Genomic DNA, 11726 nt, shown 5'->3' with positions numbered 1-11726 from the left:
GAGGCGGCGCCGCCTCGGGCCGCGTCGCCTCAGGCCGCCCGCTCCAAGTCGCGGAAAGCCCGACGACCGGTTCGCTACCGCCCGTAGCCTGACGTGAGCAGGTTTCACGTATCGGCTGCGGGGAGGCGGTCACGTCCAGGTGGGGCCGGAACGCAGCGGACCGGGCACGCCCGGCCGCGCCCCGCCGCGCCCGCTGGTCACGCCTCCTGCTCGGCGTCGGTCTGGCCCTCGTCCTGCTGGCCGGGCTCGCCCAGATCGGGCTCAAGACGCTTACCCACCGGTACGACCGTACGGTGGCCAAGGAGCAGCTGCTCGACGCCGACGCCCGCACCGACCGGACCGACCTGGACGGGCCGCTCAACTACCTGCTCATCGGCACCGACCGACGCGCCGGCAGCAGCGAACCGGACCAGCGCTCGGACACCATCCTCATCGTGCACGTGCCCGCCGGGCGGCGGGAGGCGTACCTGGTCTCCATCCCGCGTGACCTGCTGGTCTCCATCCCGCCCGCGAACGGCTTCGGCGGCGGTCCAGACAAGATCAATGCTGCGTACGAGCACGGCGGCGGCGGGCAGGCCGGCACCCGACTGCTCTCCGTCACCCTGAACCGGCTCACCGGCATCCGCTTCGACGGCGCCGCGCTGATCGACTTCTCCGGCTTCCGGAAGGTGATCGACCTCCTCGGCGGGGTGCAGATGTGCGTGGACACCCAGGTCCGCTCGATCCACACCAACCGCGTCTTCCCCACCGGCTGCCAGCGGATGGACGGCGCGCAGGCGTTGGACTACGTACGGCAGCGCTACGACCTGCCCAACGGCGACTTCGACCGGCAGCGCCACCAGCAGCAACTCCTGCGGGCGATGCTGGACAGCGCCGGCAAAGCCGACCTGCGCAACAACCCCGTCAAACTGGACCAGGTGCTCCGCGCGGTCGGCGGCTCGTTGACCGTCGACACCAACGGCGTACCCCTGGAGGATCTGCTCCTCGCGCTCCGCGCGCTGCCGCCCGACGGGATGCGCGGCGTTGAGGTGCCCTCGTCGCCGCAGACCATCGACCAGGTTTCGTACGTGGTGCTCGACAACGGCGGCAACGGGCTCTTCGAGGCCGTCCGGGGGACCCGCGTACCGGCCTGGGCGCAGGCCAATCCCCGCTGGGTGACCCGGTTGTGACCGTACCGACGGCCGGGTCGGTGCCGATCCGGCCCGCGAGGATCTAGTGTTGCTTCCTGTGTTCGGACCCCAGGTTCCCACCGTGCCCGTGACCCAGATCGCCGACGACACCTACCTGCTCGACGTGCGGGAGGCCGACGAATGGGCGGCCGGCCACGCACCCACCGCCCACCACCTGCCGATGATGGAGCTGCCGGCGCGGCTGGCCGAGGTGCCCACCGACCGGGACGTGGCCGTCATCTGCCGCTCCGGTGGACGTTCCGCCCAGGTCGTTGCCTACCTGGTCAACAACGGCTGGGAGCAGGTGCGAAACGCCGACGGCGGGATGCGCCAGTGGGCAGCGGTCGGCCGTCCGGTGGTCGACGCGAATGGGCAGCCCGGCCAGGTCATCTGAGGCGGCCGGGATGGGCGGTCCTCTGGTCTTCGCGCACCGCGGCGCCTCGTACGACCTTCCGGAGCACACCCTCGCCGCGTACCTGCGCGCCCTCGACGAGGGTGCCGACGGGCTGGAGTGCGACGTCCGGCTGACCCGCGACGGGCATCTGGTCTGCGTCCACGACCGGCGACTGGACCGCACCAGCAACGGCCGCGGTCTGGTCAGCGCGCGCACCCTGGCCGAGCTGGACGCCCTGGACTTCGGTTCCTGGCATCCCGGCAGCGCGCCGAGCGGTGACCTGCCGCCGGACGAGTCGCACACCCGGCTGTTGACGCTGGCCCGGCTGCTCGACGCGGTGCTCGCCGCCGGGCGGCCGGTCCGGCTGCTGGTGGAGACGAAGCATCCGTCCCGCTACGGCTCGACCGTGGAACGGCGGTTGGTCGAGCTGCTGCGGCGGTACGGGCTGGCCGACCCGGCACCGGACGACCCCGTCCAGCTCACCGTCATGTCGTTCTCCCCGCTGGCCGTCCGACGGGTCCGGGAGCTGGCCCCGGCGCTGCCCACGGTGCTGCTGTTGGAGGTGCTGCCGCCCTGGCTGCGGCTGGGCCGGCTGCCGTTCGGCGCCCGCATCGCCGGGCCGGGCATCGGCCTGGTCCGGGCCCGCCCGCACCTGCTGCCCGCGCTGCGCGCCGCCGGCAACCAGGTGTACGTCTGGACCGTCAACGAGCCGGCCGACGTGGAGTTGGTGCTGGCCGAGGAGGTGGACGGGATCATCACCGACCGCCCGGCGCACGTCCTGGCCCGGCGGGACCGCTGAACGGGCCCCCACGCCGAGCTGGCCGTCCAGCGTGCCGACCGCCGGCAGCGCCTGCACCTACGCGACAACCGGGGGTGCCGAAAGCCGGGCCGGCGGGGCAGACTCGGCACATGCCGGAGCGTATCGATTTTCCCGCTCTTCTCGCCGGCCACACCGTCGCGATCGAGTCGATCAATGCTGGGGACGCGGGCCTGCCGGTCCTCACCCAACTGCTCCGGGTAACCCAACCGGCGCTGGGCGCGACCGGCATGGCGTTCGTCGAGTTCGGCCCGACCGGTGGCCGGGTGATCGCGGCGACCGGCGCGGCGGAGTGGGCGCTCGGCCGACCGCTCGCGGCGGACGACCCGGACACCGTCTGCCTGCTCTCCGGGCCACGGGTGGCCCAGGTTCGGGTGACCGACCTCAACGGCAAGCTCGCCGCTGAGCTGGCCGGCAGCGGGTTACGCCGGATGGTGGTGGCCCGAGCCGAGATCGGCGGTCACACCGTCGGCAGCCTGCACGCCCTCTATGCGGGAGACGACGAGCCGGACGCCGAGCAGCGGGGGGTGGTCGCCTACCTCGCCTCGTGCGTCGGGCACATGTACGGCGACCAGAGCGGGTTGCCGGTGCACGGCGACGGGCCGGTGGTGGCGGCACTCGCCGACGGGCTGGCGGTGGTCGACCGGGACGGCCACGTCCGGCTCTGGAACCCGGCCGCCGCCCAGGTCACCGGCCGGACAGCGGAGCAGGCGTTGAAAGGCCCGCTGCCGTTTCCGCTGCCGCCCTCCGGGCAGGTCCGCGACCACCGGCTGCCGGACGGGCGCTGGCTGCGCATCACCTCCGGCGACCTGCCCGGCCCGGGCGCGCTGCGGGTGGTCACCTTCCGCGACATCACCGACCAGCAGCGCCGCGATCACGACCGGGAGCTGTTCGTCGCCGTCACCAGCCACGAGCTGCGCACGCCGGTCACCGTCATCAAGGGGTACGCGGACACCCTCACCGACCACTGGGAGTCGCTGACCGAGGGAGACCGGCGACAGGCCGCCCGGGTGATCGGGCAGCGCGCCAACGAGCTGGCCCGGCTGGTCGACCGGCTGCTCTCCTCGGCGGCCGAGGCGGGGCCGGGGGACGACCCACCGACCCCGTTCGACCTCGCTGAGGCGTTGCGCGCCGCCATCGTGGACCTGCCGGCGGAGCTGCGGCACCGGCTGACGCTGCGCCTCCCCGCCGACCTGCCCAAGGCGCTCGGCCACCGGCCCAGCCTGGCCACCGTGCTGACCGAGCTGGCGACCAACGCTGGCAAGTACTCGCCGCCGGGCTCCCCCATCGAGATCACCGCCGGGGTGGACGGCCAGTTGGTCGCGTTCCGGGTCAGTGACCGGGGCATCGGCATCCGGCCGGAGCACGTGGAGCGGGCGTTCGACCGGTTCTGGCAGGGCGAGTCCGGCGACCGGCGCGGTTACCCGGGAGCGGGGCTCGGCCTCTATCTCGTCCGCCGGATCGTTGAACAACAGAATGGATGGGTATCCCTACGTCCGAGGACCGACGGCGGTACGGTCGCAGAGGTGCGGCTACCGCGCGGTTGACCGACGGTGGCGCGACGTGGAGGCGACGGTGGCAGCGGCAGTGAGGGATCGGGCGTGGTGCGTGGTGGTTCCCCACCATGCCGCCGGCGCACGACTGGCGCGACACCGGCTCGCCGACGACCTGGCTGACGTCGTGACGCCGGCGCTTCTCGCGGATCTGATCGCGGTGCTCGCCGAGCTGGTGGGCAACTCGGTCCGGCACGCCCGGCCGCTGCCCGGCGGCGTGGTCCGGGTGGCGTGGCGGCTGCGAGCCTCGGCCGAGGGCCCGCGGATCCAGTTGCGGGTGACCGACGGCGGCGCGGGCACCAGCCCGCGGATCCGCACGGCCAGCCCGGACGCCGCGGACGGGCGGGGTCTGCACATCGTGGCCGGCCTGGCGACCCGTTGGGGCGTCGAGCGCGACGGCATGGGCCAGCGCGTGTGGGCGGAGTTCGACCCCACCCCCGCCTCCCACCCCGACCTGGTACCAGCCGCCTGACATCGTTGATCATGAAGTTACTGCCACGACACGCCGTGCGCGGTGACAATAACTTCATGATCAACAAGCGGCGGGGTGGGTGGGTCCGGCCCACGGCGGGACGGGCGGGGCCTTAGGCTGTGACGCCGTGAGCAAGCGTCGAAAGAGCCAGCGAACCGCCGCCGGAACCGCGCCCCGGAAGGACAAGGTGCGCGACGTCTTCGTGCCGCGACCGTTCGAGGGGCTGGCCGACGAGTCCGAGTGGATCGCGCTGCGCGAGCTGGTGCCCGCCGCGTCCGCGCCGCTGCGGCTGGCGCCCGCCCTCGTCGAGGAATTCGGGGACCGGTCGGCCACGCTGGCCACGGTGCTGCCGATGGCCGCGCCGGCGGTGAGCAAGCCGGACGGCCGGGTGCTCATCGGTCTGCAACGCCACCAGCAGTCCGGCGACGTCTCCCGGGACCTGGCCGAGGCGCTGCTCTGCGCGCTGCGGACCGAGCCGGGCGGCCAGGTGTCCGTACCACCGCTGCCCGGTCCCGGGCCACGACTGCAGGACATCCTGGTGGACGGCCCGCTGGAGATCACCATGCACGACGGGTTCGAGTTCTGGCTCGACCCCGGCGCGACCGACGACCCGAGCGTCCAGGCGTCGCTGGAACGGGCGAACGCCGCCATCTACCCGACCGTGCGGATGACCGCCGCGAAGGCCGCGTACTGGTGCCAGGTCCCGGAGAAGGCGCACGTGCGCTGGGTGCTCCCGGACGACGAGGACGCCGCCCTGGACGCGCTGGCCCGCCTCGGCGCGGCTGGCACGCTGACGCTCGGCGAGCAGACCAAGTTCGCCGGGATGTTCCGCGCGCACGGCCGGCTGGTGCCGGTGTGGGACCTGCCGGAGGAGACTCCGGCCGACGACTGGGAGGACCCGGTCGCGCAGTTCGCCAAGCGGTACGCGGAGGCGCTCGCCACCACCGAACCGCTGGACGCCGCCGGCCGGCGGGCCCGCCAGGGGCTGCTCGGCCGTCAGCTCACCCTCCGCTGACCCCGACGCGCGGCCCGTTCACCCGTTGACCGGCAGCGGGTCGCGCACGATCGGGCAGGACATGCAGCGCGGGCCTCCCCGGCCGGAGCCCAGCTCCGAGCCGGCGATCGGGATGACCTCGATGCCGGCCCGCTCCAACTGCGCGTTGGTCTCGGTGTTGCGCTCATAGCCGACGCAGAGCCGGGGCGCCAGGGCGAGGGTGTTGTTGCCGTCGTCCCACTGCTCGCGTTCCGCGGTGACCGGGTCCAGGCCGGTGTCGATGACCCGGAGCTGGTCCAGGTCCATCGCGTCGGCGGCGGCCCGCAGGAAGGGCGCCGGGCCGTCCACGCGCGGGTCCTCGCCGTCCGCGCCGGCGATCACGGTGTACGCCGAGAGCGTGCTGGCGATGTTCGGATACATCAGCACGGCGTCGGCGTCGACCATCGTGCACACGGTGTCCAGGTGCATGGTGGCGCGCTTCTGCGCGATCGGCACCACCAGGATGGTGTGGGCCAGCCCGGCGGCGAAGACCTGCCGGCCGAGGCGTTCGGCGCCGGCCGGGGTGGTCCGCTCGCCCACCCCGACCGCCAGGACGCCCGGTGCGAGCAGCAGGACGTCCCCGCCCTCCAGGTGCTCCAGATTGGGGCGGTAGACGAACTCGGTGCCGGCGAAGCGCGGATGGTGGCGGTAGATGGCGTCGGTCAGGGTGGTCTCCCGGCGGCGGGCCGGCATGGCCAGGCTGGTGACACCGACCCGGTCACCGATCCACAGCGACGAGTCCCGGGTGAAGAGCAGGTTCGGCAGCGGGTCGATGACGAAGTCGTGCCGGTCCATCAGGGTGTAGACCAGCCCGCCCGGCCGCTCCGAGCTGATCCGCAGCTCCTCGTGGGCGAGCCCGGCGGTGAGCACGTCGGCCAGCGCGGCCGGGTCCAGATAGGCGAGGTGGTCGGCGACCCGGGCGCGGAGCGTGTCGCCGAGTCGACGGGAGCGCAGCACCTCCTCGGTCAACTCGGCGCGGGCATCCTCGACGGCCAGCGTCTCGGCCAGCAGGGTGGCCAGATAGAGCACCTCGACCCCGCGCTCGCGCAGCGCGGCCGCGAACGCGTCGTGCTCCTCCTGGGCGCGGCCGACCCAGGGGATCGCGTCGAACAGGAGTGAGTCGTTGTTGCGAGGGGTGAGCCGGGCCAGTTCCGGGCCGGGCCGGTGCAGCAACACGGTGCCGAGCCGGCCGACTTCACTGTCGACGTAGTGGGTCACCCCCGCAGCGTAGGGCAGGGTTTGGCGGCATCCGACAAAAGAACTGTGGATGAATATGGCATTCATCCACAGTCACTCCGGCGCTCCGGCTTGCCGAACACCGGGAGTGGCAACGTAGGGTAGTGAGGACATAACTTCGAGGGACCTTTTGCCGGAGGTCGACGACGATGACTGTCTTTCCCGCACGACGAGCCGTACCGACCGCCAGGGCACTGCCGCCCATCGCGGTGCCCCACCCCCGCGTCGAGTCGCCCGGGGCTCTGGAGCCGGTCCGTCCGACACCGCTCGAATGGGCCCGCCGACGCCGTGCCGAGCGGGGAGCCCGTCGACTGGAGGCGGCCGGAGCCCGCGCGCTCGGCCAGCTCGACCATCTCGGGCCGGCCTGGCACGTCATCGAGTGGCCCCGCACCGACGTGGCGGACGTCCTGCTCGACCGCACCCAGGACGACCGCGCCGGGTTCCTCGCCATCGGGCCGAGCGGCCTGTTCGCGGTGACCATCGCCGACCACGGCCGAGCCCGGGTGCTCGTCGCCGGGGACGTCGTGCAGATCAACGGCAAGCGGCCTCCGTACGTCACCGAGGCCCGGCGGGACGCCAGGCGGGCCAGCAAGGCCCTCTCCGACGCGGTGGGGCTGACCATCCCGGTGACGCCGGTGCTGACCTTCGTGGGCTCCGGCGTGATCAGCGTCTACGGCCTTCCGAAGGACTGTCTGATGGCCACCCACCGGGAACTGGATCGGCTCCTCGTGGCCGGTGGCAGCCGGATCAGCCCGGCCACGGCCGAGAAGCTGTCCCGGGTGGCACAGCACCCGAGCACCTGGCTGAACGGCACCTACCGTCCATCGGCCGACTACCGGTGGTACGACGAGGGCCGAACGGCCGCTGACAAGCCGGCCCACCGCCGGTAACGTCACCGGCGACGCCACGCGGCCCCGGTCCCCCACTACCCACCGGCTCCCGCGCCGTCGCCGGCCGCCCCGGTTCGAGCTGTGCGGTCCGGTGACCTGGTGCGCTCGGTGATTCCGTCGGCGACCGGCTAGCGTGGACAGTCCGTCGGTGGACATAGGAGGCGCGGTGGCCCACGTCGAACTCTCGCTCTCGGAAGTGTTCGTGCCGTCGGCGCGGGCCTCGACAGAGCTGGAGTCCGACAACGTCGGCCAGTGGTCCTCGACGGTCGACCGGGCCGATGAGCCCTGCCTGCTGATCGACGCCGACACCCGGGTCGTGGCCATCTCCGCCGCCGGCTGCGAGCTGCTCTGTCTGGGCGACCCGGCCGGCCTGATCGGGCGACCGCTGCTCGACGGCGGCCTGCGACTGCTGGATTTCACCGCCAACCGGGGCGAGCTGACCGAGGCCGAGATCGACAAGATCCCGCCTCTGCTGGCGCTCTCCTCCGGCCGGCTCGCCCGTGGGCTGCTGCGGGTGCAGGCCGCCTCGCCGGACAGCTCCGACGCGACGGTGGACGCGATCTCCACCCCGGTGCTCACCAACGGCGCCGTGGCCGGCTCGCTCACCTTCTTCTCCGAGGTCTGACCTGCGGCGCAATGTGTCGTTCGCCGCCTGACCTGCGGCGCAATATGTCGTTCGCCGCCTGACCTGCGGCGCAATGTGTCGTTCGCCGCACGCGGCGATGGCGGGATGGGCCCACACCCACGCCGTAAGGTGCCCTCATGCTCGATATCGCTCTGCTGCCGGGGGAGTACGCCGTGTGCCGGTTGCGGGCCGACACCGCCCTGCCGGCCGCGCTGTCGAGTGGGCTGGGCCGCGCCGACGTGGTCACGGTGAGCTGGACCGCCGACGGGATCTCGGTGATCTGCCCGACCGACCGGGTGCCCGCCCAGGCCGTGGTGGAGACCACCTGGCGCTGTCTGCGCGTCGTCGGCCCGACGGGCGTGGACGCCACGGGAACACTGGCGGCGCTCGTCGACCCCCTCGCCGCGGCCCGGGTCAGCGTGGTCACGTTCTCCACCTTCGACACCGACTACGTGCTGGTGCCGACCGTCCGGTTGACCGAGGGCACGGCCGCCCTGGAGCGCGCCGGGCACCGCGTCCTCGGCTGAGCTTCACCCCGCCGTCAGCTCGCCCTACGATGGGCTCGGCCACCCCGGCCGCGATGACGTTTCCCAATGTCCGAGGATCGGCCCGTGCCGTTCGACCCGCCCCGCCACCCGGCTCCCCCGCCCCGGGCGACAACCGCCATCACACCCGTGGCGGTTCGCGCGCTGCCCGTGGCCGGGGCCCTGCTGGCGCTCCTCACCATCGGGGCGCTGACCGGCTGCGGCGCCCCTCCCGAGCTGCGCGACCCGGCCGGGGTGCCCACCGGCGCCGGCACCCCGACGGCGACCGGCCCGACCGGCGTCCCGACGGGCACGCCGTCCACCGTGCCGAGCGCCCCACCGCTCTCCACCCCGTCGGCCACCCGGGACCCGGGTCTGGTCGCGACGGCCTGCCGGAACGGTCCGACCGGGCAGCGGGTGGTGCAGCTGCTGCGCGGCCGGGCCTCGGTGCTCCCGGACAACGTGCGGGTCCGGGTCCGCACCGGGCCGCTGTGCGCCGCCGACTGGCAGTACACCGTGCTGGAGGTGACCGGGCACGAGGAGCTTCAGGTCCTCACCCGGGGTCGGCCCACCGCCCCGGAACTGGTCACCGCCGGCACCGACGTGTGCACCATCGAGGTCCGCGCCACCGGGCCAGCCGGGATCCGTACGCTCGCCTGCGATGCTTCTCCGGCGGTCCAGCCGGGTGCGTAGTCTGGTCGACATGCCCGGAACACCGCCCACGCGCTTCGTCTACCTCGGCCCGGAGGGCACCTTCGCCGAGCAGGCCCTGCGCACCGTCCCCGCCGCCGAGCGTGGCACCCGGACTCCGGCCCGCAGCGTCGGTGAGGCCCTGGACAGCGTCCGGGCCGGGGACGCTGACGCGGCGCTGGTGCCGCTGGAAAACTCGATCGGCGGGGCGGTCGGCGTCACCCTGGACGAGATGGTCGAGGGCGACCCGCTGGTGATCACCCGAGAGGTGATCCTGCCGGTCGAGTTCGTGCTCGCCGCGCGTGCGGGCACGACGCTGTCGGCGGTCCGCACGGTCGCGGCGCACCCGCAGGCGTCCACCCAGTGCCGTGGCTGGCTGCGTGACCACGTACCCGACGCCGTGGTCGTCGACGTGCTCTCCAACGGCGCGGCAGCCGCCGGCGCCGGGTCCGGCGAGTACGACGCGGCGATCTGCGCCCCGATCGGGGCCGCCCGACACCGACTCGCCCTGCTCGCCGACAAGATCGCTGACCACCCCGACGCGGTGACCCGTTTCGTCCTGGTCTCCCGCCCCGGGCCACCCCCACCGCCGACCGGCGACGACCTCACCTCGCTGGCCGTCTACATCGCCCACGACCGGGTCGGCGCGCTGCTGTCGGTGTTGATGGAGCTGGCCGTCCGCGGCGTCAACCTGACCCGGATCGAGTCCCGCCCGACCGGCGAGGCCCTGGGCCGGTACGTCTTCTTCCTCGACTGCACCGGCCACGTGGCCGACGTACGCCTGGGTGAGGCGTTGCAGGGGCTGCGCCGGGTGTGCGCCGATGTCCGTTTCCTGGGGTCGTACCCGCGGCATCGCTGGGTCGACGCGGCGGGCGAGCGGCCCGTGCCCGCGCCGGCCGGCCTCTCCGACGTCGACTACGCCGACGCGGCGGCCTGGCTGGCCCGGCTGCGCACCGGCGAGTTGAGCTGACCGGCCGAGCAGGCGAGCAACACGCGTACGGGCGCTCCGGTGCGACCGGGAGCGCCCGTACCCGCGTCGGTGGTCAGCTCAGCAGACCGCCGAGCAGACCGCCCTCCTGCTGCTGCTGACCGCTGCCCATGACCGGCGGCTCCTCGGACGGCTGCACCACCACGAAGCCCTGACCGGCGAAGCTCATCGTGAACGACTCGCCGGTGCGCCGGCCCAGCAGCGTGCCAAGACCGAGCTGCTCAGCCCGGTGGTAGCCGGTCTGGAGGTTGGCCGACCAGCAGACGGCGGCCTGCGGGTCGACGTACGTCGGGGCGTCCACGTTGAGCACCACAGGGGTGCCCTTGGTCGTGATGGCGATCCTGCCGTACCCGCTGAACACGCAGTTGAACAGGCCGGACGAGGAGGCCATCCCGGCGCCGCCGACCATCCTGATGTCGTACTGCAGGGTCGAGTCGAAGGCCAGCACGCTGGAGCCGTTGATGGACAGGGCGTCGCCCGGCTCCAGGTCGATGATGTGCACGTCCTTGGCCAGCTCGGCGAGGAAGACGTCACCCTGGCCGGTGACCTTCATCAGCGGGACACCCTCGCCGGTGAGCTTCTGCTTGAGGAACTTGCCGAGCCCACCCGAGCCCAGCGCCTGGAACTGCACGTTGCCCTGGTAGGCGACCATCGACCCGACCCGGGCCATCGCCTCGCCGTTGAGCTCGATCTTCAACATCTTGGAGTTCTGCAGCCGCATGCCGGCCTGCGCGGACTCCTTCTCCAGATTTTCCGCCGAGAACAGCTCGCTGCGCATGAAAGGTGCCTCCTGAAACGGTCGCGGTCGCTGCACCGACGGTAGGCGACCACGGCAACCAGGGGCCATCGGCGAAGCGGCGTGCCGCGCTCTGACCTGGCGGTGTGCGGCCGGGTCAGCCCCAGCCCAGCGCGTGCAGTCGCGCGTCGTCGATGCCGAAGTGGTGGGCGATCTCGTGCACCACGGTCACCGCGACCTCGTCGACGACGTCCTCGTCGCTGTCGCAGATCCGCAGGATCGGACGGCGGTAGATGAAGATCCGGTCCGGAAGCACGCCGGCGTAGTCCCAACCCCGATCGGTGAGCGCGTGCCCCTCGTAGAGGCCGAGCAGGTCGGGGTCGGTGTGCGGTGGGTCGTCCTCGACCAGGATCACCACGTTGTTCATCAGGCCGAGCAGTTCCTCGGGCACCTCGTCGAGGGCGTCAGCCACCAGCTCCTCGAAGCGCTCGCGAGTCATGTCCACCGGCACGGCGTCCATTCTGCCCGACGCCGCACCGATCGGCCGCTCTCTTTCGTGAACGCGCGGCCCCGGCCGGGGTGGCCGCGCGTGAGCCGGC

14 protein-coding genes are annotated in these 11726 nt (G+C 72.9%); 11 read left to right on the top strand and 3 right to left on the bottom strand.

What is annotated here, in order from left to right; genetic code table 11:
• Positions 1–206: 206 nt before the first annotated feature.
• From AB0J68_RS15810 to AB0J68_RS15785, 6 genes are all read left to right on the top strand, one after another.
• Positions 207–1169, top strand: a complete 963-nt coding sequence (locus tag AB0J68_RS15810; protein WP_363939075.1) for an LCP family protein — start codon at positions 207–209, stop codon at positions 1167–1169.
• A gap of 58 nt (positions 1170–1227) precedes the next feature.
• A complete protein-coding gene (locus AB0J68_RS15805; RefSeq protein ID WP_354855816.1) occupies positions 1228–1563 on the top strand; it encodes a rhodanese-like domain-containing protein in 336 nt (111 codons plus the stop codon).
• Positions 1564–1573: 10 nt separating this feature from the next.
• Positions 1574–2362, top strand: a complete 789-nt coding sequence (locus AB0J68_RS15800; protein ID WP_354855815.1) for a glycerophosphodiester phosphodiesterase family protein — start codon at positions 1574–1576, stop codon at positions 2360–2362.
• 110 nt (positions 2363–2472) lie between these two features.
• Complete coding sequence (locus AB0J68_RS15795; protein ID WP_363939072.1) at positions 2473–3927, top strand: PAS domain-containing sensor histidine kinase; 1455 nt, start codon at positions 2473–2475, stop codon at positions 3925–3927.
• Positions 3928–3988: 61 nt separating this feature from the next.
• The gene (locus tag AB0J68_RS15790) at positions 3989–4405 is read left to right on the top strand and encodes an ATP-binding protein (protein ID WP_355063530.1); all 417 of its coding nucleotides are present in this window, start codon (positions 3989–3991) and stop codon (positions 4403–4405) included.
• 127 nt (positions 4406–4532) lie between these two features.
• Positions 4533–5420, top strand: a complete 888-nt coding sequence (locus AB0J68_RS15785; RefSeq protein WP_363939070.1) for a DUF5926 family protein — start codon at positions 4533–4535, stop codon at positions 5418–5420.
• 18 nt (positions 5421–5438) lie between these two features.
• Here AB0J68_RS15785 and AB0J68_RS15780 read toward each other — a convergent pair whose 3' ends face one another.
• Complete coding sequence (locus tag AB0J68_RS15780) at positions 5439–6656, bottom strand: arginine deiminase (RefSeq protein ID WP_355063441.1); 1218 nt, start codon at positions 6654–6656, stop codon at positions 5439–5441.
• Between the two features lie 167 nt (positions 6657–6823).
• Here AB0J68_RS15780 and AB0J68_RS15775 point away from each other — a divergent pair, with 167 nt between their 5' ends.
• The 5 genes from AB0J68_RS15775 (at position 6824) to pheA (ending at position 10373) form a co-directional block, all read left to right on the top strand.
• Positions 6824–7564, top strand: a complete 741-nt coding sequence (locus AB0J68_RS15775; protein WP_234582638.1) for a hypothetical protein — start codon at positions 6824–6826, stop codon at positions 7562–7564.
• A gap of 166 nt (positions 7565–7730) precedes the next feature.
• Complete coding sequence (locus tag AB0J68_RS15770) at positions 7731–8189, top strand: hypothetical protein (protein WP_354855809.1); 459 nt, start codon at positions 7731–7733, stop codon at positions 8187–8189.
• A 137-nt stretch (positions 8190–8326) separates the two neighbouring features.
• Complete coding sequence (locus tag AB0J68_RS15765; protein WP_354855808.1) at positions 8327–8716, top strand: ACT domain-containing protein; 390 nt, start codon at positions 8327–8329, stop codon at positions 8714–8716.
• Between the two features lie 147 nt (positions 8717–8863).
• On the top strand, positions 8864–9406 hold the full coding sequence (locus AB0J68_RS15760; protein ID WP_363939067.1) for a hypothetical protein: 543 nt from the start codon (positions 8864–8866) through the stop codon (positions 9404–9406).
• A 10-nt stretch (positions 9407–9416) separates the two neighbouring features.
• The gene (gene pheA / locus AB0J68_RS15755; RefSeq protein WP_355063437.1) at positions 9417–10373 is read left to right on the top strand and encodes a prephenate dehydratase; all 957 of its coding nucleotides are present in this window, start codon (positions 9417–9419) and stop codon (positions 10371–10373) included.
• 73 nt (positions 10374–10446) lie between these two features.
• Here pheA and AB0J68_RS15750 read toward each other — a convergent pair whose 3' ends face one another.
• Together AB0J68_RS15750 and AB0J68_RS15745 are read right to left on the bottom strand one after the other, a co-directional pair.
• Entirely contained in the window at positions 10447–11169 is a 723-nt protein-coding gene (locus AB0J68_RS15750) for an AIM24 family protein (protein WP_234582643.1), read from the bottom strand.
• 115 nt (positions 11170–11284) lie between these two features.
• The gene (locus tag AB0J68_RS15745; RefSeq protein ID WP_354855823.1) at positions 11285–11632 is read right to left on the bottom strand and encodes a metallopeptidase family protein; all 348 of its coding nucleotides are present in this window, start codon (positions 11630–11632) and stop codon (positions 11285–11287) included.
• Positions 11633–11726: the final 94 nt, after the last annotated feature.

It is taken from the genome of Micromonospora sp. NPDC049580 (assembly GCF_040675595.1).
In the GTDB taxonomy this organism is placed as follows: domain Bacteria; phylum Actinomycetota; class Actinomycetes; order Mycobacteriales; family Micromonosporaceae; genus Micromonospora.
This window is presented reverse-complemented; position numbering and strand designations above follow the sequence as displayed.

Coding starts and splice junctions, on each gene's coding strand:
- AB0J68_RS15765 (WP_354855808.1), top strand. CDS start 8,327: ATGCTCGATATCGCTCTGCTGCCGGGGGAGTACGCCGTGTGCCGGTTG.
- AB0J68_RS15800 (WP_354855815.1), top strand. CDS start 1,574: ATGGGCGGTCCTCTGGTCTTCGCGCACCGCGGCGCCTCGTACGACCTT.
- AB0J68_RS15750 (WP_234582643.1), bottom strand. CDS start 11,169: ATGCGCAGCGAGCTGTTCTCGGCGGAAAATCTGGAGAAGGAGTCCGCG.
- AB0J68_RS15795 (WP_363939072.1), top strand. CDS start 2,473: ATGCCGGAGCGTATCGATTTTCCCGCTCTTCTCGCCGGCCACACCGTC.
- AB0J68_RS15775 (WP_234582638.1), top strand. CDS start 6,824: ATGACTGTCTTTCCCGCACGACGAGCCGTACCGACCGCCAGGGCACTG.
- pheA (WP_355063437.1), top strand. CDS start 9,417: ATGCCCGGAACACCGCCCACGCGCTTCGTCTACCTCGGCCCGGAGGGC.